The organism is Anaerolineae bacterium, from assembly GCA_013178165.1.
Taxonomy (GTDB): Bacteria; Chloroflexota; Anaerolineae; order Aggregatilineales; family Ch27; genus Ch27.
Window position 1 is genome coordinate 160,246 of the sequence record JABLXG010000005.1, and the last position, 17,821, is coordinate 178,066.

Consider the following 17,821-nt stretch of genomic DNA (forward strand, 5'->3'; position numbering starts at 1 on the left):
CTAAAGTATGAGTGCGACCGCGATCACCAATGACGAGCAGGACCTGATCCGGCGGCTGCAGGCAGGCGAGCAGGCGGCTTACGCGGAGATGGTCGAGCGTTACGCCGGGCGGATCTATAACCTGGCCCTGCGCTTGATGGGCGACGAAGCCGCTGCGGAAGACGTGCTGCAGGAAACTTTCCTCAGCGCCTTCCGCGCCATCGACCGCTTTGAGGGCCGCTCCCAGCTGGGCACATGGCTGTACCGTATCGCCAACAACACCGCCCTGATGCAGCTGCGCAAAAAGGAACCGGCTACCTTCTCCCTGGATTCTCCCCTGGAGACCGACGAAGGCGATCAGATTCCGCGCCAGTTCTTTGACTTCTGCTGCCTGCCGGAACGCGATCTGCTCAGCGATGAGGCCCGCGCGGAGATGCGCGCCGCCATCGACGCCCTGCCGGAAAGCCTGCGCGTCGTATTTGTGCTGCGCGACATCGAGGGTCTGAGCACCCGCGAGACCGCCGATACGCTTGGCCTGAGCGTCCCGGCGGTCAAGACACGGCTGATGCGGGCCAGGCTGGCCCTGCGCGAGCGGCTCGCCACCTACTTTGCCCGCAGCGCGATCTCCAATGAAACCGGCGAACCCATCACCCCCACCACCTGACGCCGGCTGGCAAGTCTCCTGTCTGGTGCGGAAAGGATGCACTTCCATGCGTACACGGTGGTTATCCCTGGCGATCCTGGCGATCTTCCTTGCGCCACTGGCTGTTCAGGCCCAGCGACCGGACGCCCCGCCCTATGCCCGGCGCGGGCCATATCCGGTCGGCACGCAGGAGATCACGATCCCGGCAGGTGAGACAGCGGGTGTGGAAATCGGGCCGCTGGAGGCGACGATCTGGTATCCTGCCCTCAACCCGGAGGAAGCGGAGGAAGCAACCCGCTATCAGGTTGGGCTGTTCTTTCTGCCAGGCCGCGCCCTGCGGGATGCCCCGCCGGATACCGAACATGGCCCCTACCCGCTGGTGATCTTCTCCCACGGCAGTGGTGGGCTGCGCTACCAGAGCCTGTACCTGACCGAGCACCTGGCCTCATACGGCTTCGTCGTGCTGGCCGCCGATCACCCCGGCAACACCCTGCTGGATGCTCTGCGCACCCCGGCGGATACCCTCACCGGGATGATCCGCAACTTTGCCACCCGCCCCCTGGACATCCTGCGCCAGATCGCCTACCTGGACGAGGTCAGCGCCGCCGATGGGCCACTGGCCGGGCTGGTGGATATGGAGCGCATTGCCGTCGCCGGGCACTCTTTCGGCGGCTATACGGCCCTGGCCGCCGGGGGTGCACGGCTGGACTTCGCCGCCCTGGATGCCTGGTGCCGCGATCCACAAATCACGCCGCTGGCCGCCGATCTTCCCGCGCCGGAGCGCGACCGTCTCCAGTTGCGGCGGGAAGTCTGCTTCGTCCAGGAAGCAGAAGCACAGATCGCCGCGCTGCGCGGTTTCGATGCGCCGCCTGACGGCCTGTGGCCGTCCACTACCGACCCGCGCATCGACGCGGTGGTGCTGATGGCACCCTATAATGCGCCGATCTTCGGCCCGGCAGGTCTGGCCGCGCTGGAGGTCCCGGCGTTCGTGCTGGTTGGCTCAGCGGATACCACAACCTACCCGCAGCGGGATGCTTACGCCATCTACCACGACATTGCCAGCGGCGAGCGGACCCTGGCCGTATTTGAGAACGCCTCCCACTACCTGTTCGTGGATGCCTGCAGCGAGGCTGCCATCCGGCTGGGGCAGTACAGCCGCTGCTCCGATGCCGTGTGGGACATGACCCGCGCCCATGACCTGATCAACCACCTGACTACTGCCTTCCTGCTGGCGCACCTGAACGATGATCCGGACGCCGCGGCGGCGCTCCAGCCAGCAGCGGTTGACTTCACAGGGGTGATCTATCGGCGCGAAAGTGAACAATGAGCAGTCTGCAACCAAATGCGCCCTGTTGCACCTAACAGAGTAAATCAGCGCCGCACTGCTGCGGCGTGAGAGAAAGCAGAAATCAGGGAATGACCGAGCGTGCCCATCATGACCACGACCGGAGCGAGTGCCGCCGCCTGCTTTCCAGCCTGTCGGACTACGTGGACGGCGAGCTGGACGACGCCCTGTGCCAGGCGATTGAGGCGCACATGGCCGAATGCGAGGATTGCCGGATCGTGGTCAATACACTGACCAGGACAGTTGAGCTGTACCACACCGCGCCTGCGCCCGACTTGCCACAGGATGTCCGCCTGCGGCTGTACAAGACGCTCAAGCTGGAGGATTTCATTGCCAGCAAACCGCCCGACGCGGCGGAAGAGTAAAACCACTGCTCTGCAGCCAGCGAAAAACGTCACCCCGGCGCCGCTATGCCGGGTCGCCGGCCTCCCGGCAAGGCTGGATTTGCCCTTGAATCCACCCCAGCGATCGGCTAGAATACCCCTCCGGGCTGCGCTGATGCAGCCCTAATCTCACACGCCCCGACTGCGTCTGTGTTGCCCGCGTAAGACGCGGGTTTTCCGCGCGGGGTGACGGGCGTGAACGCCTAAACACAAGTGTAGCTGGAGGACTCACCCATGCCTGTTGTTTCGATGAGAAACCTGCTGGAAACGGGCGTCCACTTCGGGCATCGCGCCCGGCGCTGGAACCCCAAGATGAAGCCGTACATCTTCACCGAGCGTAACGGCATCCACATCATCGACCTGCAGCAGACCGTCCCGCAGATTGACAAAGCCTACGAGGTGGTGCGCGATACCGTCGCCCGTGGCGGCACCGTCCTTTTCGTCGGGACCAAGCGCCAGGCGCAGGAAACAATTGCCCAGGAAGCGACCCGCTGCCAGATGCCCTATGTCAACCAGCGCTGGCTGGGTGGCACGCTCACCAACTGGCGTACCATCCATGAGCGCATCGACGCCCTCAAGCGCCTGGAAGCCGAGCGTGACTCCGGCGCGTGGGACCGCCTGACCAAGAAGGAAGCGCTCCTGCTCAGCCGCGAGGTGGCCAACCTGCAGGAACGCCTGGGCGGTATCCGCGAGATGAAGACCCTGCCCGACCTGCTCTTCGTGATCGATGTCAACCGGGAAGCGACCGCAATCAAAGAAGCCAACACGCTCAACATCCCGGTCATCGCTGTGGTCGATACCAACTGCGATCCAGATGTGGTGGACTACATCATCGCCGGTAACGATGATGCCATCCGCGCCATCCGCCTGATCACCAAGACAATCGCCGACGCTGTCCTGGAAGGCCTGGATATGCGCAAGGTGTACGAGGAAGACGAAGCCGCCGTGCCAACCCAGGATTACCGGGTGCGTGACGAAGATTATGAAGATGAGGAAGATTACCTGGGTGCTTCTACCCTGGCTAATCTCCGCGGCATTGAGAACCTTTTCGAAGACGAGGATGAACGCTAGGATCAGCTGTCCGTAAGTCGGCGGGGGCCAACAGGGGGCAACTTCCCGGCCCTGAACGCCACCACTGTTACGGATGGCTTCCAGGCGCTATGCATTGTGTTCAATCACCTGCGGTGGCCTGAATGGCGCTGCAGCGGGGAAGCAGAGGATCATACCCTATGGAAATCACTGCCAGCATGGTCAAGGAACTACGCGAACTGACTGGCGCGGGACCGCTGGATTGCAAGAAAGCCCTGACGGAATTTGGCGGCGATATGGAGCGTGCTGCCCAGTTCCTGCGGGAAAAGGGTCTGGCCAAGGCCGCCAAGAAGGCTGGCCGTGCCACTAATGAGGGCCTGATCGAAACCTACCTGCACCACAACCGTCGCGTTGGCGTGATGGTGCAACTGAACTGCGAAACGGACTTCGTGGCCAAGACGCCGCGGTTCCAGGAACTGGCTCACAACCTGGCCCTGCACATCGCTAACCTGGCACCCCGGTACATCCGGCGCGAGGACGTGCCCGCCGCCCTGATCGAAGAGGAAAAAGCCGGCCAGCGGGCGCGCGCCCTGGAGGAAGGCAAGCCGGCCAATGTGGTTGACAAGATCATCGAGGGCCGCATGACCAAGTTCTACCAGGACCTCGTCCTGCTGGAACAGGAATTCCTCCTGGACGATAGCAAGACGGTTGCCGACCTGATTCAGGAAGCCATCGCCGACCTGGGCGAGAACATCCAGGTCACCCGCTTTGCCCGCTTCGCCCTGGGCGAAGATCAGGCGGAAGGCGAAGAGGCCTAGAGGCTGCTACGATGAGGACCGAACGGGGGATTGGGGCTAACCTGATCCCCCGTTTTTTGCGCCGCACCATTACGCCGCACTTGAGTACCGCATCAACCACAATAACCGGAAGCGAGGAAAGGTATGTCGGCTGAGAACAAGACATCTAAGTACCACCGTGTCCTGATCAAGCTGAGCGGCGAAGCGCTCGCCCCGCGCAATGGCGAACTGGGCATCGATCCGGATCAGGCGGCTTTCATCGCCGAGCGGATCAAGGCGGTGTACGACCTCGGGGCACAGGTGGCCGTCGTCATTGGCGCGGGCAACCTGTGGCGCGGCGCGGCGGGCGTGGCTCGCGGCATGGATCAATCCACCGCCGACCACATGGGCATGATCGCTACCGTGATGAACGGCCTGGCCCTTCAGGACGCGCTGGAACGGCTGGGCGTGGTCACCCGCGTGCAGACCGCCATCGAGATGCACCGCGTGGCCGAGCCGTACATCCGCTTGCGGGCCATCCGCCACCTGGAAAAAGGACGCGTGGTCATCCTGACTGGCGGTACGGGCAGCCCCTATTTCACTACCGACACAGCGGCGGCCCTGCGGGCGGCAGAGATCAAGGCCGATCTGGTGATCAAGGCCACCAAAGTGGATGGCGTCTACACCGCCGATCCCAAGAAGGACCCGACCGCCACGCGCTTCGAGCGCCTGACTTACGAGGAAGCGCTGGCCCGCAAGCTATCGATCATGGATCTGACCGCCTTCACACTATGCATGGAAAACCGGATGCCGATCATCGTCCTGAACTTCTGGGCGCCGGGGGCGCTGGAAGCGGCGGTGCGCGGCGAACCGGTCGGGACGCTGATCGGCGGGGAATAGCGCCGCCTCATCCGCCCTGGCCGGGCGCAGGGTCAACGATCCGGACGATACCCTCAGAGCGCCGGAGGTCACGTGAGCATCCCCCCTCTGTACACTGCCCGGCTGGTCATCCGCCAGTACCGGCCTGCAGATCTGGAAGCCCGCCATGCCCTGATGGCGGAAGCCTTCGGCAGCGATGACACGCTGGAAGACACCCGCCGCTGGCTGGACTGGACACTCGCTGGCTACCGCGAACTGGCCCGTCTGTACCAGCCGCCTTATGGCGATTATGCCGTCGCCCTGCGCGGGGATGATGTCGCGATCGGCTCAGTCGGGCTGGTCCCTGCCTGCGTGCCGTGGGGAGCGCTGCGCGGCGAAGCGGGGCCGCACCTGATCACGCCGGAGTTCGGGTTGTTCTGGGCGATCCGGACGGCGCATCAACGGCGGGGTTACGCCACCGAAGCAGCCCGCGCTCTGGTCGAGTTTGCCTTCGCCGGGCTGAACGTCCGGCGGCTGGTCGCCACCACCGAATATGACAACAGCGCTTCCCAGGCGGTGATGCGCCGCCTGGGTATGACGCTCCACCACAACCCCGGCCCGGAGCCGCCCTGGTTCCAGGTCGTCGGCGTGCTGGAGCATCCTGCCGGGTCAGGAGGAGAATCACCGGCATGATCGGCGCAGTCCTGCCGCGCTCGCCGCTTGGCGCGGAGGTTGCCCGCCTTTTTCCCTCACCTTCCGGAGGCCTCACCCGGAATTCCCCACCCGTCGTTCCCCGGTCTCCACTTCAAGATCAGTCCCTCTGCGGGCAGGCTGGCTGCGATCTGGGCCAGCGTGCGCCCATCTTCGGGATGCACATAATCTGGGGCGAGGTCGGCCAGCGGACGGGCTACATGGCTGAAGCGGACGATATCCCGATCCGGCACGTGCCAGGGTTTCTCTCCGAAGTCAAAGACGGCGTCATCCCACAGGCTGATGTCCAGATCGATTGTGCGCGGGGCGTTCTTGTTGGCCGGATCGCGCACGCGCCCCAGCGCCTGCTCAATCGGCACGATCACCGCCGCGCGGAAGGCCTCCGGCGTCAGGTCGGTTTCCACCAGCACCGCCGTGTTGAGGAAGTTCGCCTGCTCGGTGAAGCCGACCGGGGCCGTCTCATAGACAGGTGAGACAGCGATCAGCCGCGTCCTGGCCCGTAGCAGATCCAGGCACGCCCGCAGGTTGGCCGCCGGGTTGATGTTAGAGCCAAGCGACAGGTAGACGCGGTGCATCCGGGGCAGCTCAGCCTTCATCCACACGCTCCGGTGGTGCTTCCGGCGCGGGTTTGGCGGCCTTCCGGTGGGCTTTTTTCGGCAGGAAGTCGCGGCGCCGCCGGGTGATGATCACCCCCACGCTATCAGTGAAGCGCAGCGCGCCCGGCTTGTACACGGCCACCCTGATCTTCTCAACACCGCACTCTGTAATGGCAACGCGCGCGATGGCCGTCGCCAACGCCTCGACGGTGTTGAAGCGTGCGCCATCCACCGCCCGGATCACGGCCTTGTTGACCGTGCGGTAGTTGAGCAGGTCGGCGGGATTGTCGCTGGCCCCCGCCGGGCGCAGATCGGTGGACAGCCACATGCTGATCACGACATCCTGCATCTCGCGCAGCTCGTGCTCGGCAAAGCCGATGTAGCAGCGCAGGCGCAGGTTCTGGATGTGGATGAGGTCTTTCATGCCGTTTCTCCTCCGCTCAGTAGTTTCGATCATACAGCAGGACGCCCGGCATTCCCATGTGCAGCAAAGCGCATGAGAATTCGATAATAAAACCGGGCGGGGGCTTCCTAATTCACCCTGTCTATGCTATCGTAAGGATACGAAGTGTACAGGATTTGTACATATATTGACCGATGAATCTATGACGGATGTGCAGATCGGCGTTGGATGTTACGATCTGCTCACCGCCGAAACAGGAGGGAGAACATTCATCATGAGCGACATTCAGGTATTTAACGGCAACAAGACTCAGTTCCTGGAAGAATACGACATTGACCTCAACCTGAGCCTGGATTGTACGACGGTCGAGGAATCAGTGCGCATGCTCCTCAAAGCGGTAGGCGAGAATCCAGATCGCGATGGCCTGCTCAATACGCCCAAGCGCGTGGCCCGCATGTACGAGGAGCTGCTAGCTGGTTATTACACCGACCCGGAGAAGGTGATCAATGACGCCCTGTTTGATGTCGAGTACCAGGAGATGGTGCTGGTCACCGATATCGAATTCTACTCGCTGTGCGAGCATCACATGCTGCCATTCGTCGGGCGGGCGCACGTCGGCTACATCCCGCGCGACAAAGTGGTAGGGCTATCCAAGATTCCGCGCATTGTCGATCTCTTCGCCCGCCGTCTGCAGGTGCAGGAACGGATGACCGCCCAGATCGCCAACTTCCTGATGGACACGCTCAACCCGCTAGGCGTGGGTGTGGTGGTGGAAGGCGCGCACATGTGCGCCATGATGCGCGGCGTCAAGAAGCACAACGCCCGCATGATCACCAGCCACCTGCTCGGCGCTTTTGAGACCAACGAGAAGACCCGCAACGAGTTTCTCAGCCATGTCCAGCGTTCGCTGGGCACGGAGAGCCTGATCTAGGCAGGACGCTGCCCCCGGCAAACAGGCCGGCCAGGCCGAAAACCGCCTCTACCGGCGCCACCGATGGCCCGGGGCGAGGCGGTTTTCGTTGGCGGGGATCAAAAAAGCCCCGGGCAGGAGGGGCTTTTTTTTGCATTTGTGGTTCAGTGTTTGTCACCCCACAGCGTTTCGAATCCTCGCTGTACAATTGGGGACTTGACCGTTTGCACCCGAATTTCATCCTGTTATGTCAAAACCCCAACCGTTCTCACGCTTCAAATGCTAAACACCATGCATGCCTCTTCCAGTGATACTTGTCCTCCGTCATCCACCGTCAACCCTAATCAAATTCGATCCGCATCAGGTGTTCGTTAAGCTGTGGCAAGATCTCGCACCTAAAATGATCCCACTTAGGCTCGATGATCTGCACCAAATCTTCGAGCGAGGCGCCCTCATAATCATTCGGTCGCAAAAACTGCATTTTGTAGAGCGTTGACCACTTCTGAGTTAAGTTGCGTCGGCAACCTCTGAACACATCTCGATTTTTATCGGCATGTGCGAAGATGGCCTCACGAATATACTGGTGCTGCGACTCCGCTGGGCCGAGCAAAAGGTGTAGGCTGAGACTATTGCGGTCGTTACGGAATTCGACAGTCATTAGCGCGGAGCTAGAGGGCCAAGCCACACCCGTGTTGAATTCGGCCCTCTCTTTCCAATCCCTTAGAATGAAATTAATATAGACCTTTGAATGACGTTCTAACCTGAGTGACGGTGTATTGTCTACGAGATTGCGAAGATACTCAGATAATTCCTGCTGTAAATTGGGCATGTGCTCGATGATCAGGTCAATGGCTGCTTTGTGAGTGCGGTAAATCTTTCGGCACAGTTCCGCAATATCGGATTCGCTCACGATATATCTCCTTAACATGGTCGCATAATGGCGCATTATGGTGTTGACATCAGCTTCCAGCAGCGATTCTCGCGCGTTACGGACGTGTTCCACAATCTCCAACACCTGTCCATAACTGAGTGGAATGTAGGGACTATCGTCGTCAGCCGGTGGGATGCCATCCGGCGTCAAATACACGGGGATGATCGCCTTGGTATCTGGGAAACGCTGTTTGGCACTTTGCAAGTAACGCCCAAGCTGGTTGTCGTGCTCTCCACTGAAGATCTTGTTCTCGATGATGCATACCAACCCACTGGCCGCGTCGTAAATAAGAATGTCAATATTCTGTACCTCGCGCTCAACGACGGCATCGGAAAGGTCGGCAACATTGATAGCTATGGGCGTAACCGGCGGCTCATCAGCAGCCGATAGGACACACACCAGAAAGCGCTTGAGAAAGGTGTCACCTAGGCCATGCTTTTCAGCGGGATTGAGCAAAAATGCCAGAAAATTTGAATGGCGTAGTTCCTGGCGTACTGCTCCTATTGCCTCAAAGATGTTGAACTCGGCAATCAGCGATTCCAGCCGATCAAGGCTTGAATTGTCGACGACGAAGGCTTCAAGCTGACTAATCTGCTGCTTTGTATCCATGATCACTCCCGCCCCCATTATATCTATATCCCCTACCTGCTCGCGGCAGCCTCGCCCTCGTCCGGCACGTCATCCAGTGCCGCCGGGATGCGCTCTGCACCGAGCAAAGCCCGCGCCTCCGCCAGCGTGTCCACCAGGTGCACTCCCCGCGCATGAAGGCGCTGGATACGACTGAGGACAGCCAGAGTATGGCGGAGTAAGACAGGTCGGTAGGCTCCGACCACCACCACCAGGCCGGTCTGCGGCGGTAACTCCTGGTTGAGCTGGCGCAGGCTACGCAGCCAGTTGCCACCCGCCGCGACACGACCGCGGCGCAGGTCGACCAGCAAATCAACCGGATGCTCGACCGTCTGGGCCAGCCGAGCTGCCTCCAGCAGCGGCGCGATCCGCTCCTCGATGCTGATGCCGGTCCGTCCTGGCTCCAGGCTCAGATCCACCACCAGCAGCGTCCGCTCTTCGTCCAGCCAGCGTACGCGCTCGTCCATCCATCCTGCCTCCCGGCCCGTGCTGCCAGCAGCATGTTTAGGCGCCTCCATCAGTGATTACGTACCGCATGATACACCGAAGCCGCGATCGGCGCGCTACCTCCACAAACCCGACCCGCTCAAAGGCAGAACACACGCCGCTGAACACCAGCGAGCGCGGATCAGAGCTTTCTTCCGGCAGAATGGGGTACGCCTCCACGATCCGCGCGCCCTGGCTTGCCGCGTAGGCGACGGCGGCGCGGATGAGCGCGGTCATCAGGCCCTGGCGGCGGTACGCCCTGGCCACCACAAAGCACACGATCGACCAGACTGGCTGCTCATCCACCCGCTTGAGGACGGGCGAACGATCCAGCACGGGGAACGCCTCCCGCGGGGCCACGCTGCACCAGCCAACCGGCCGTCCATCGCGGTAGGCCAGGATACCCGGTACCTGGCCGGAGTCAATGATAGCCTTGAGCGCCTGACGATTACCTTCCCTGTACTGGCGCTGGAAGTCCGCCCGCCTGATCCGCCACCACATGCACCAGCAGCCCTGCAGCGATCCCAGTTCCGCGAAGAGCGTTTGCAGGTCGTCCCACTCGGCGGCGGTCACCGGTCTGAATTCGAGCTGGCTTTCCTCAGGCATGGCAGGGCCTTTCTCATCTCAGTCGCTGCCCTCCCCTGGCGGCGTGATCTCCAGGAAGGTGCGTTGCGCGGCACGCCTGCGCAGACGATCGGGCAGGGTTAAGAGCGTCCACTGCAGGCCGTACTTGGCCTTGAGCGCCGCTTCCGCCGCGCCGTATTCCGCCGGCGTCAGCAGGCGCGCCCATCCCTCCAGCGCCGGGCCGAGTGTCTGGCCGCTGAAGGTACAGGGGGCCACCGTCACCCGCGCGGTGTGGCGGATGCGCTTAACCTTGCCCGCGTCAGGGTCGGTAGTCACGTACAGGCGGCCGCCAACCTCGGCGAACCAGACCGGCGTCGCAACGGCCACCCCTGTGCGGCGGAAGGTCGTCAGGCTGATGAACTGGTGGCCCTGCAGGCTGCTGAAATAGTCGACCATCATCGTCTGTACCACCTTGCTCAGGAAGCAGGATCGACGCCCGTCGCAGCCTGATAAGCCGCGATCAGGCGATCCATCTGCGCATTAACCCGCTCGTCCACGCGCAGGCGGGCAGGATCAGCCTGGAACCAGGCCAGCGTCTCCCGCACCCCCAGATGAAACGGGATCGTGGCGGTGTACTCCGGAACCAGGCGCTTGATTCTGCTGTTGTCAAAGATCACGCTATGGGCCTTATCCCCCAGCAGGCCCGCGCCGATTTCCGGCTCCAGCCGGGCGATGAAATCCGACGGCATATGGACGATCTTCGGCTCGACCCCCAGCGCTTGCGCCAGGGTGGTGTAAATCTGGTTCCAGGTCAGCACCTGATCGGAGGTGATGTGGAAAGCCTGGCCGATGGCCTGCGGATGGCCCAGCAGCGGCACAAAGGCTTTGGCGAAATCCCGCGAGTGAGTGACCACCCACAGCGACGTGCCATCGCCGTGGACAATAATCGGCGCGCCGCGCAGCAGACGGTCGGGCAGGGTGTAGGTATCCCAGCCGCCGATGGCGATCGGGAAGTTGGAGTCATAGGTGTGGGAGGGGCGCACAATGGTGATGGGGAAGCCCTCCTCCCGGTAGGCGCGCATCAGGCGCTCCTCACAGGCGATCTTGTTACGGGAGTATTGCCAGAACGGGTTGTAGAGCGGGGTGGCCTCGGTGATGATCGGGCTGGCGGGCGGCTTCTGGTAGGCTGAGGCCGAACTGATGAACACGTACTGCCCGACTTTGCCGCGGAACAGGCCCAGGTCGCGTTCGATATCCGCCTCGGTGAAAGCGATCCAGTCCACCACTGCGTCGAAGCGGTGGCCTTCCAGCGCACGGGCGGCCTCCGTCGGGCGGGTAATGTCAGCAGTGAGCGTGGTCACGCCGGGCAGGCTGACGCCGCGCTGGCCGCGATTGAGGTGGTAGAGGTCGATGCCGCGCTCCACCGCCAGACGGCTGACCGCGGTGCTGATCTTGCCTGTGCCGCCGATGAACAAGACTTTCATACGCTTCTCTCCTCCGGAAAAAGCCGGCGATTCGTCGCGGCGCGGGGCGCAGCATGTTGCACCCCTGCCTGCCCCGCTACCCCGCCCGCGCCAGACCAGCTTTGAGATTCTCGATCTGTGGCACCGGCGTCGGATCGACCTCGTTGAGCATGGCCAGGTAGAAGCTCGTGTAGTCGCCGAACTGGGTGGCGCTGAGCATCTGGGCCAGGCGGCTTTGCCCGCGAGCAACAAACGTATCCGTGTTGATGCCCTGTTGCAGGAACAGGCGGTAAGTCAGGTCATGGCGCAGGGCAACGCGGGGATGATCGTAGCTGGAGCGGAGCAACATGCAGAAAATCTGCTCCAGGCCACGCTCCGGCAGTTCTGTGCCAGCCACGCCGTTGTGATTCTGCTCCGGCAACTCGTCGAATTCGGCCCAGTTCTTGGCGTTCTCGTTGATCTGGCCCTTCCAGCGGCGGGCGACTGGGGCCATGATCCCGCTGCCTATGATCAGGCCGATCCGCCCGCAGAACTGCCCGGCGTAACGCTTTGGCCCGTTGCGCTCGGCAGGTACCTCCGGGCCGAAGGCCCCCCGTTCCTGGCGCAGCAGAGCGACAGCCTCGGCCACGTCATTAGCCAGATCGGCGGCCAGCCCCAGCCGGTCCGCCAGCCCAACCAGCAGCCCGAAGCTCCAGCCCAGGGCAGCGCGCGGCTGGCTACTGTAGGTGAACTGCCACAGCGGCACGCCATCCGCCGCCGCGCGGGCGGCCAGTTCCCCGCCGGTGGTGATGGCCAGCCGCCGGACTCCACGTCGCCCGGCATCGGCGTAGGCGGCCAGTGTTTCTTCCGTGTTGCCGCTGTTGCTGCTGGCGATCACCAGCACCTCGCTGCCGGAGACATAAGCCGGCAGGTCGTAGCCGCGGATGACGAGGATCGGCACCGGGCTGGCGTGGGCTACCAGCGCGGCCAGGTAATCACCGCCGATGGCGCTGCCGCCCATGCCGCTGAGGACGATCAGGCGCGGGTGGCGGTAGTCTTCCGGCAGCGGCAGATCATGGGCCGCCGCCCAGGCATGTTCCACCTGGTCGGGCAGGGCGTGAATGTGGCTTAGCATGGCCTGCGGATCGAGCGCGGCGAAGCGCTCAGGGGCATCCAGAAGCATCGGGCTTTCTCCCATCGCTCATGAGACATTGCGCTGAAAGCATTGTAGCGCGAAGCGTCCCGCGCTGCCCGCATAAGCGGATGGCAATGGGCGGGCAAAAGGGGAAGGGCCAGGCCTGGGGATGGCCTGGCCCCCGCGCTCAGGGCAAGCCCAGCGGGGGCGACGGCAACGCCGCCGCTTGCCCTGCCCCCTATTCCCGGCTCTTCACCGATCCCCGCTGGCCGGCGCGTGGCTGGCCCCGGCCTTCCTCCCTGCCGGGACACGCGGCGCTTTGCCCGGCCACCAGTTCCAGCGGTCCAGCAGTACAGCGATCGCCGGTACCAGCGCTGTGCGGATCACAAACGTGTCCAGCAGCACGCCCACCGCGACGGCAAAGCCCAGTTGCTTGAGGCCGGTCACTGACCCGGCCAGCATCGCCGCGAACGTCCCGGCCATGATCAGCCCGGCGGAGGTGATGATCGGGCCGGTGGCGGCGACAGCGCGGTGTACGCCCTCGCGCATCCCGTGTTGCGCCGCTTCTTCCTTGACCCGCCCCATCAGGAAGATGTTGTAGTCCATCCCCAGCGCGATCAACATGCTGAACATGAAGAAGGGCACCCACCAGGTCAGAGCATCCACGCCGAAGACCAGGCTGGAGAACAGGCGGGTGATGCCCATGGTAGCCCCGTAACTGAGCAGGATGGTCAGGATCAGGTAGAGCGGGCTGATCAGCGCCCGCAGCAAGACCACCAGCACAATCAGGATGCCCAGTAGCACCAGCGAGAACGAGCGCAGCATATCGCGTTCCATGGTGTCACGCAGATCGGTGGTCACCACCGGCACGCCCGAAACGGCGGCTTCCCCGCCGGGCAGCATGTCGCGCAGGGTATGCACCAGGGTGGTCACTTCGTCGCCATACGGGTTATCCCGCGGGATGACTTCAAAGCGGGCCGCCGTGCGATCGGCGGATAGGTAGCGACCCAGGAAGCTATCGAGCAGACCCTCGGTATCCAGCCCGGCGCTCGCGCCGGCGATCGCGGCGCTTAGCTCCGCCGGTAGTTCATCCGGCAGGTAGTAGACACCCTCCAGGTCCGGTGAAGCGGCCAGCGCGGCCAGATGGGCCTGTAACGTCTCCAGCGCCGGGCTGATCCGGCCGGTAAGCGCCGCCACCGGCAGCCCGGCAAGCGTCTGGCGCAGGCCCTGCATGTCCGCGTTCTCGGCCAGCGCGGGGGCGCGTTCCTGCACAGCGTCCAGATAGGCAGCAACGGTCGGCAGCAGGCTCAAGGCCAGTTGCAGGTTCTGCGGCGTCAGGGCGTCGGCGGGCAGCCCGCCTTCCCCTGCCTCCGCCAGCAGTGATGCTGCCGCGCCAAACTGGGCGCGGACTGACGCGATATTCGTCAGCAGCCCGCTGTCACGGCCCAGCGGCGCGGACAGGCTGCGCACATCGGCAACGCCATCCAGTGCTAGCAGGGTTTGCGTCCAACGATCGATCTCGGCCAGCGCGGAATCGGGATCAAGTCCAGCGACAACCACCGTGAGCGGCTGGATGGTTCCGCCGCCCATATGCCGCTCCAGCGCCTCAAAGCCCCGGCGTGCTTCATTCGTGGCGACGAGATCGGAGAGCATGTTATAGGTGGTGCGCTGGCCGGTAGCGTAGAGTGCCAGCGGGCCGAGCACAGCGACCAGCAGCAAAATCGCCTGTACCGGATGCTCCGAGACGCGCAGGGAGACCCATTCGTACAGGCGGCTATCCCCGCGATGATGGGCTTTGCCCGGCCAGAAGGCGCGTGCGCCGAGCGTCGCCAGCAGGGCCGGTGTGAGCGTCAGGCCGGTCAACAGCATGACCACCACGCTGATCGCCAGCGCCGGGCCGGTGGTATTGAACAGCCCCATTTCCGCGAAGATCATAGCCACAAAGCCCACGATCACCGTCCCGGCGCTGCTGGTGATGGTCTCGCCCACGCGGTGCACCGTGCGGATGGTGGCTTCGGCGGCCTGGTCGTCGTCGGCCATCTCCTCGCGGAAGCGGCTGATCAGGAACAGGCAATAATCCGTCCCTGCGCCAAACAGGACGACGATCATCATCACATTGGCGTAGATGGTGATGGTGAGGACGTTAGCCCCCAGCCAGCCGACGATCCCGCGGCTGATCAGGTAGGCGATGGTCACCGTCAGCAGCGGCAACAGCGGGCTGACCGGCGAGCGGTAGACCAGCAACAGGAGCAACACCACCAGGACAATCGTCACGCCCAGCGTGCGGTCGACGCTTTCCAGTGCACCGGTGGCGTAGCCGGAGAAAATCGGCGAATTGCCGGTCAGGTAAACCTGGAAGCCGTCTGTTTCCAGCGTGGCCATATGCGCTTTGATGCGCTCCAGCAATTCCCTGGTCTCATCTTCCAGCACGCCAGTCTGAAAGTCCACCATCATAATTGCCAGGCGGTCATCCGGCGCGATCAGGCTGTCGGCCAGCAGGGGGACGCCCTGCGCCGGGGAAGTCACACCCGTGATTCCTGCCGGGCCATCCAGCTGCATCAACCAGGCGGTCAGTTCCACGATGTAGTTCCAGGCCGCTCCCTCGCGGACACTGCTGCCTTCCGGCGTCTCAACCGCGATCACGGCGCTGCCGCCCATGTCCTGGTCAGGGAAGTGCTCGTGAGCCAGGGCATAGGCGCGCACAAAGGGGGCGCTGGCCGGCAGAAAGTCAGTCGTGGTGCTACTGGCGACCTGCTCCAGGGGCGGGGCGATCAGTGTGACCAGCGCGGCCAGGGCGATCCAGCCGATGATGATCGGCCAGCGGTAATGGGCAGCAAAACGTCCGATGAATTCAAACATGCCTGGGCTTCTCCTGATGAATAGGGTGAGGGATCAGGCGGACGAGGTCGGCAGGGAATCGGGCAGGACACCCCGCGTCAGCAGGCGATACAGGATGGCAGCCATGGCCTCCGGCGAAAGGCCGTGATCGTCCTCGATCCACCACAGCCCAACCTGCACGCCGGCCCCGGTGATAAAACGGGCCAGCAGGTCTGGCGGAAGGGACAGGGGACGGTCAGGGGCGATCTGGCCGCGGATGATCTCCTCCACCGCATTGGAGAAATATTCCAGCGCCGTCATCTGCAGTTCGGCGGAAGCCTGGCGGCCAAGCATGATCCGGAACAGATCGCGGTTCTCCGCTGCATGGCGAAACACGACGCGCAGCGCCTCTTCCATGCTGTCCACCGGGCGAGGACTGGCGCCAAGCGCCTCGGTCAGGCGGGCGCGCAGGGCCGCAAACCCTTCCAGGATCAGAGTGCGCGTCAGGTCTTCTTTGTCGCGGAAGTGCAGGTAAAAGGTGCCCTTGCTGACATCAGCGGCCTCGGTGATATCCAGCACGCCGGTGGCCTCGTAGCCGCGCCGGGCGATTTCCTGGCGGGCGGCGTCGAGCAACTTGCGGCGGGTATGCAGCTTGCGGCGCTCATGCCGGGTGAGCCGTGTCTTCATGCGGCTGTGCCTTCCCCGCGCCGGATAGCGCGCTGATCGCCCTGCTGATGATTATACATGCCGTTCAATTATGGGAATATCGTATATCAATTGGAGATGCCTGGCAAGTGCCAGGATGGTGTAAACATGCCGTGCGCTGGAGATGGCAGCGCCGGGGCTGGCTATGCTCAGGGGGAGCTTATCAGCCACCTGCTGCTGGCGGGCAGACGGTGTGCTATTCCGGCGAGCGGAGCACCTGCTGCCAGTATTGCCGGGAAGTCAGCTACTTCTGACCCAGCAGGCGCAGGTGGTCGGTTTTGATGCAGCGATCCATGACCAGCGGCATACCCACGGTTTCCGCAACAGCAGCGGCTTCGGCGCTGATTACGCCAAGCTGGCCCCACACCGCCCCCGCGCCAACCGCTGCCGCCGCCGCCACCACATCGGCCAGGTGTTCGGCGCGGCGAAAGACGTTGACGATGTCAATCTTCTCCGGCACAGCGGACAGCGAGGGGTAGCTGGTCTCGCCGTCAATCTCGCTCACCGTTGGATTGACCGGGATGACGCGGTAACCGGCTCGTCGCAGGTAAGCCGCGATCTGGTAGCTGGTGCGTTCCGGGTCATCGGAATGGCCGACGACCGCGATCACGCGGGCGTTCTGGAGCAGATCGCGCAGATCAGGGTCACTGGTGAGCACAGACATGAAGTATCTCCTTACCACAACAAGCAACTGCCGCCAGCAGGCATGGACAGGAACCACGACAGGGCGATACAGGCAGGCGACAGCCCCTGACTTCCGGCGCTGGCCGCGAGGGCGGTGATGGCACTTTGTTGAACGTAGCGTAGAGTCAGGGGGCGAAAACCCGCCACCTCAGTGATGACCCGGCGGCTCCCGTGTTCTATATGAGATGGAGTATAGCAGATGTCCGGCCTACTGGCGCGAGAATGACCTGGCCGCCAGTGCTGTAGAAACTGGCATCCTCAGCCCTGGCGAGAAAGGACGACAGAGCAGCACGGTTATCCCCGGCAATGGGAACCTGCCGCAACGCGCCGGTGCTTTTTGCGTATAGCTCTTAAGAGTGGTGCGTGTAACGGCGTACATACCAGAGGAGTAGAGGAATATGGGTTGTGGGCGCGCTATTCTGTGCATCATCCTGCCGCCGTTGGCGGTGTTGGATCGCGGTTGTGGGACGGTATTGATCGTTTTTGCGCTGACGCTGGCCGGGTGGGTGCCGGGGGCTATCGCGGCGCTACTGCTCAACTACCTGGCTGAAAACAGCTAATGGTCGGGGGCAGGCGCTGGCGCCTGTGACTCCCACCAAACCAGTCTTTGAGCAGCCCTGTTCCTGGCCTGGAGCAGGGTTTTTTGTTGCCCGGCGCTGGCGATCCGCGCCGCTCGGGATCGGTGCCGGTTTCTCAGCGAAAGCTCATTGACTTTCCCGACAAACAGTGTAGAATATTTCCAGTCAAAACCTGTTCAATAAATAGACATTAAAGGTAGATATTTTCGCTTATCTTAC

At 63.0% G+C, this 17,821-nt stretch carries 20 protein-coding genes; 9 read left to right on the forward strand and 11 right to left on the reverse strand.

Features of this window, described 5'->3' with window-relative positions; genetic code table 11:
• The first annotated feature begins 7 nt into the window (after positions 1 to 7).
• The 7 genes from HPY64_06010 to HPY64_06040 all read left to right on the forward strand — a co-directional run bounded on the left by HPY64_06010 (position 8) and on the right by HPY64_06040 (position 5,706).
• Positions 8 to 643 carry a sigma-70 family RNA polymerase sigma factor gene (locus tag HPY64_06010; GenBank protein NPV66682.1) on the forward strand — a complete coding sequence of 212 codons (636 nt, stop codon included), beginning with the start codon at positions 8 to 10 and terminating at the stop codon, positions 641 to 643.
• Between the two features lie 46 nt (positions 644 to 689).
• Positions 690 to 1,949 carry an alpha/beta fold hydrolase gene (locus HPY64_06015; GenBank protein ID NPV66683.1) on the forward strand — a complete coding sequence of 420 codons (1,260 nt, stop codon included), beginning with the start codon at positions 690 to 692 and terminating at the stop codon, positions 1,947 to 1,949.
• Positions 1,950 to 2,038: 89 nt separating this feature from the next.
• Complete coding sequence (locus HPY64_06020; GenBank protein ID NPV66684.1) at positions 2,039 to 2,332, forward strand: zf-HC2 domain-containing protein; 294 nt, start codon at positions 2,039 to 2,041, stop codon at positions 2,330 to 2,332.
• Between the two features lie 252 nt (positions 2,333 to 2,584).
• Positions 2,585 to 3,421: a 30S ribosomal protein S2 gene (rpsB, locus tag HPY64_06025; protein ID NPV66685.1), complete on the forward strand. Its 837-nt coding sequence runs from the start codon at positions 2,585 to 2,587 to the stop codon at positions 3,419 to 3,421.
• A 158-nt stretch (positions 3,422 to 3,579) separates the two neighbouring features.
• Positions 3,580 to 4,197, forward strand: a complete 618-nt coding sequence (gene tsf, locus HPY64_06030) for a translation elongation factor Ts (GenBank protein NPV66686.1) — start codon at positions 3,580 to 3,582, stop codon at positions 4,195 to 4,197.
• A gap of 123 nt (positions 4,198 to 4,320) precedes the next feature.
• Complete coding sequence (locus HPY64_06035) at positions 4,321 to 5,055, forward strand: UMP kinase (protein ID NPV66687.1); 735 nt, start codon at positions 4,321 to 4,323, stop codon at positions 5,053 to 5,055.
• Between the two features lie 72 nt (positions 5,056 to 5,127).
• The gene (locus HPY64_06040; GenBank protein NPV66688.1) at positions 5,128 to 5,706 is read left to right on the forward strand and encodes a GNAT family N-acetyltransferase; all 579 of its coding nucleotides are present in this window, start codon (positions 5,128 to 5,130) and stop codon (positions 5,704 to 5,706) included.
• Positions 5,707 to 5,762: 56 nt separating this feature from the next.
• Here the strand turns inward: HPY64_06040 and folK are convergent, their stop codons facing one another.
• Both folK and HPY64_06050 read right to left on the reverse strand, forming a co-directional pair.
• Complete coding sequence (gene folK, locus HPY64_06045; GenBank protein NPV66689.1) at positions 5,763 to 6,320, reverse strand: 2-amino-4-hydroxy-6-hydroxymethyldihydropteridine diphosphokinase; 558 nt, start codon at positions 6,318 to 6,320, stop codon at positions 5,763 to 5,765.
• A complete protein-coding gene (locus tag HPY64_06050) occupies positions 6,310 to 6,744 on the reverse strand; it encodes a dihydroneopterin aldolase (GenBank protein NPV66690.1) in 435 nt (144 codons plus the stop codon). The genes folK and HPY64_06050 overlap by 11 nt, the downstream gene beginning before the upstream one ends.
• Positions 6,745 to 6,997: 253 nt before the next feature.
• Here HPY64_06050 and folE point away from each other — a divergent pair, with 253 nt between their 5' ends.
• Positions 6,998 to 7,654, forward strand: coding sequence for a GTP cyclohydrolase I FolE (gene folE / locus HPY64_06055; GenBank protein NPV66691.1), 657 nt, complete (start codon positions 6,998 to 7,000; stop codon positions 7,652 to 7,654).
• 319 nt (positions 7,655 to 7,973) lie between these two features.
• Here the strand turns inward: folE and HPY64_06060 are convergent, their stop codons facing one another.
• The 9 genes from HPY64_06060 to HPY64_06100 all read right to left on the reverse strand — a co-directional run bounded on the left by HPY64_06060 (position 7,974) and on the right by HPY64_06100 (position 17,004).
• Positions 7,974 to 9,173, reverse strand: a complete 1,200-nt coding sequence (locus HPY64_06060) for a PD-(D/E)XK nuclease family protein (GenBank protein ID NPV66692.1) — start codon at positions 9,171 to 9,173, stop codon at positions 7,974 to 7,976.
• A 32-nt stretch (positions 9,174 to 9,205) separates the two neighbouring features.
• Complete coding sequence (locus HPY64_06065) at positions 9,206 to 9,658, reverse strand: hypothetical protein (GenBank protein ID NPV66693.1); 453 nt, start codon at positions 9,656 to 9,658, stop codon at positions 9,206 to 9,208.
• A gap of 37 nt (positions 9,659 to 9,695) precedes the next feature.
• Positions 9,696 to 10,283 (reverse strand): GNAT family N-acetyltransferase, encoded by a 588-nt coding sequence (locus tag HPY64_06070; GenBank protein NPV66694.1) that lies wholly within the window; start codon positions 10,281 to 10,283, stop codon positions 9,696 to 9,698.
• An 18-nt stretch (positions 10,284 to 10,301) separates the two neighbouring features.
• Positions 10,302 to 10,697, reverse strand: a complete 396-nt coding sequence (locus tag HPY64_06075) for a PPOX class F420-dependent oxidoreductase (GenBank protein ID NPV66695.1) — start codon at positions 10,695 to 10,697, stop codon at positions 10,302 to 10,304.
• Between the two features lie 20 nt (positions 10,698 to 10,717).
• Positions 10,718 to 11,725 carry an SDR family oxidoreductase gene (locus HPY64_06080; GenBank protein NPV66696.1) on the reverse strand — a complete coding sequence of 336 codons (1,008 nt, stop codon included), beginning with the start codon at positions 11,723 to 11,725 and terminating at the stop codon, positions 10,718 to 10,720.
• A gap of 76 nt (positions 11,726 to 11,801) precedes the next feature.
• Positions 11,802 to 12,866, reverse strand: a complete 1,065-nt coding sequence (locus HPY64_06085; protein NPV66697.1) for a bifunctional phosphoglucose/phosphomannose isomerase — start codon at positions 12,864 to 12,866, stop codon at positions 11,802 to 11,804.
• 204 nt (positions 12,867 to 13,070) lie between these two features.
• A complete protein-coding gene (locus HPY64_06090) occupies positions 13,071 to 15,677 on the reverse strand; it encodes an MMPL family transporter (GenBank protein ID NPV66698.1) in 2,607 nt (868 codons plus the stop codon).
• Positions 15,678 to 15,710: 33 nt separating this feature from the next.
• A complete protein-coding gene (locus tag HPY64_06095; GenBank protein ID NPV66699.1) occupies positions 15,711 to 16,322 on the reverse strand; it encodes a TetR/AcrR family transcriptional regulator in 612 nt (203 codons plus the stop codon).
• 262 nt (positions 16,323 to 16,584) lie between these two features.
• Positions 16,585 to 17,004, reverse strand: a complete 420-nt coding sequence (locus HPY64_06100) for a CoA-binding protein (GenBank protein ID NPV66700.1) — start codon at positions 17,002 to 17,004, stop codon at positions 16,585 to 16,587.
• Positions 17,005 to 17,422: 418 nt separating this feature from the next.
• On the opposite strand from HPY64_06100, the gene HPY64_06105 reads away from it, so the two are divergent.
• The gene (locus HPY64_06105; GenBank protein ID NPV66701.1) at positions 17,423 to 17,584 is read left to right on the forward strand and encodes a YqaE/Pmp3 family membrane protein; all 162 of its coding nucleotides are present in this window, start codon (positions 17,423 to 17,425) and stop codon (positions 17,582 to 17,584) included.
• Positions 17,585 to 17,821: the final 237 nt, after the last annotated feature.

Coding starts and splice junctions, on each gene's coding strand:
- HPY64_06010 (NPV66682.1), top strand. CDS start 8: ATGAGTGCGACCGCGATCACCAATGACGAGCAGGACCTGATCCGGCGG.
- HPY64_06015 (NPV66683.1), top strand. CDS start 690: ATGCGTACACGGTGGTTATCCCTGGCGATCCTGGCGATCTTCCTTGCG.
- HPY64_06020 (NPV66684.1), top strand. CDS start 2,039: ATGACCGAGCGTGCCCATCATGACCACGACCGGAGCGAGTGCCGCCGC.
- rpsB (NPV66685.1), top strand. CDS start 2,585: ATGCCTGTTGTTTCGATGAGAAACCTGCTGGAAACGGGCGTCCACTTC.
- tsf (NPV66686.1), top strand. CDS start 3,580: ATGGAAATCACTGCCAGCATGGTCAAGGAACTACGCGAACTGACTGGC.
- HPY64_06035 (NPV66687.1), top strand. CDS start 4,321: ATGTCGGCTGAGAACAAGACATCTAAGTACCACCGTGTCCTGATCAAG.
- folK (NPV66689.1), bottom strand. CDS start 6,320: ATGAAGGCTGAGCTGCCCCGGATGCACCGCGTCTACCTGTCGCTTGGC.
- HPY64_06050 (NPV66690.1), bottom strand. CDS start 6,744: ATGAAAGACCTCATCCACATCCAGAACCTGCGCCTGCGCTGCTACATC.
- folE (NPV66691.1), top strand. CDS start 6,998: ATGAGCGACATTCAGGTATTTAACGGCAACAAGACTCAGTTCCTGGAA.
- HPY64_06060 (NPV66692.1), bottom strand. CDS start 9,173: ATGGATACAAAGCAGCAGATTAGTCAGCTTGAAGCCTTCGTCGTCGAC.
- HPY64_06065 (NPV66693.1), bottom strand. CDS start 9,658: ATGGACGAGCGCGTACGCTGGCTGGACGAAGAGCGGACGCTGCTGGTG.
- HPY64_06070 (NPV66694.1), bottom strand. CDS start 10,283: ATGCCTGAGGAAAGCCAGCTCGAATTCAGACCGGTGACCGCCGCCGAG.
- HPY64_06075 (NPV66695.1), bottom strand. CDS start 10,697: ATGGTCGACTATTTCAGCAGCCTGCAGGGCCACCAGTTCATCAGCCTG.
- HPY64_06080 (NPV66696.1), bottom strand. CDS start 11,725: ATGAAAGTCTTGTTCATCGGCGGCACAGGCAAGATCAGCACCGCGGTC.
- HPY64_06085 (NPV66697.1), bottom strand. CDS start 12,866: ATGCTTCTGGATGCCCCTGAGCGCTTCGCCGCGCTCGATCCGCAGGCC.
- HPY64_06090 (NPV66698.1), bottom strand. CDS start 15,677: ATGTTTGAATTCATCGGACGTTTTGCTGCCCATTACCGCTGGCCGATC.
- HPY64_06095 (NPV66699.1), bottom strand. CDS start 16,322: ATGAAGACACGGCTCACCCGGCATGAGCGCCGCAAGCTGCATACCCGC.
- HPY64_06100 (NPV66700.1), bottom strand. CDS start 17,004: ATGTCTGTGCTCACCAGTGACCCTGATCTGCGCGATCTGCTCCAGAAC.
- HPY64_06105 (NPV66701.1), top strand. CDS start 17,423: ATGGGTTGTGGGCGCGCTATTCTGTGCATCATCCTGCCGCCGTTGGCG.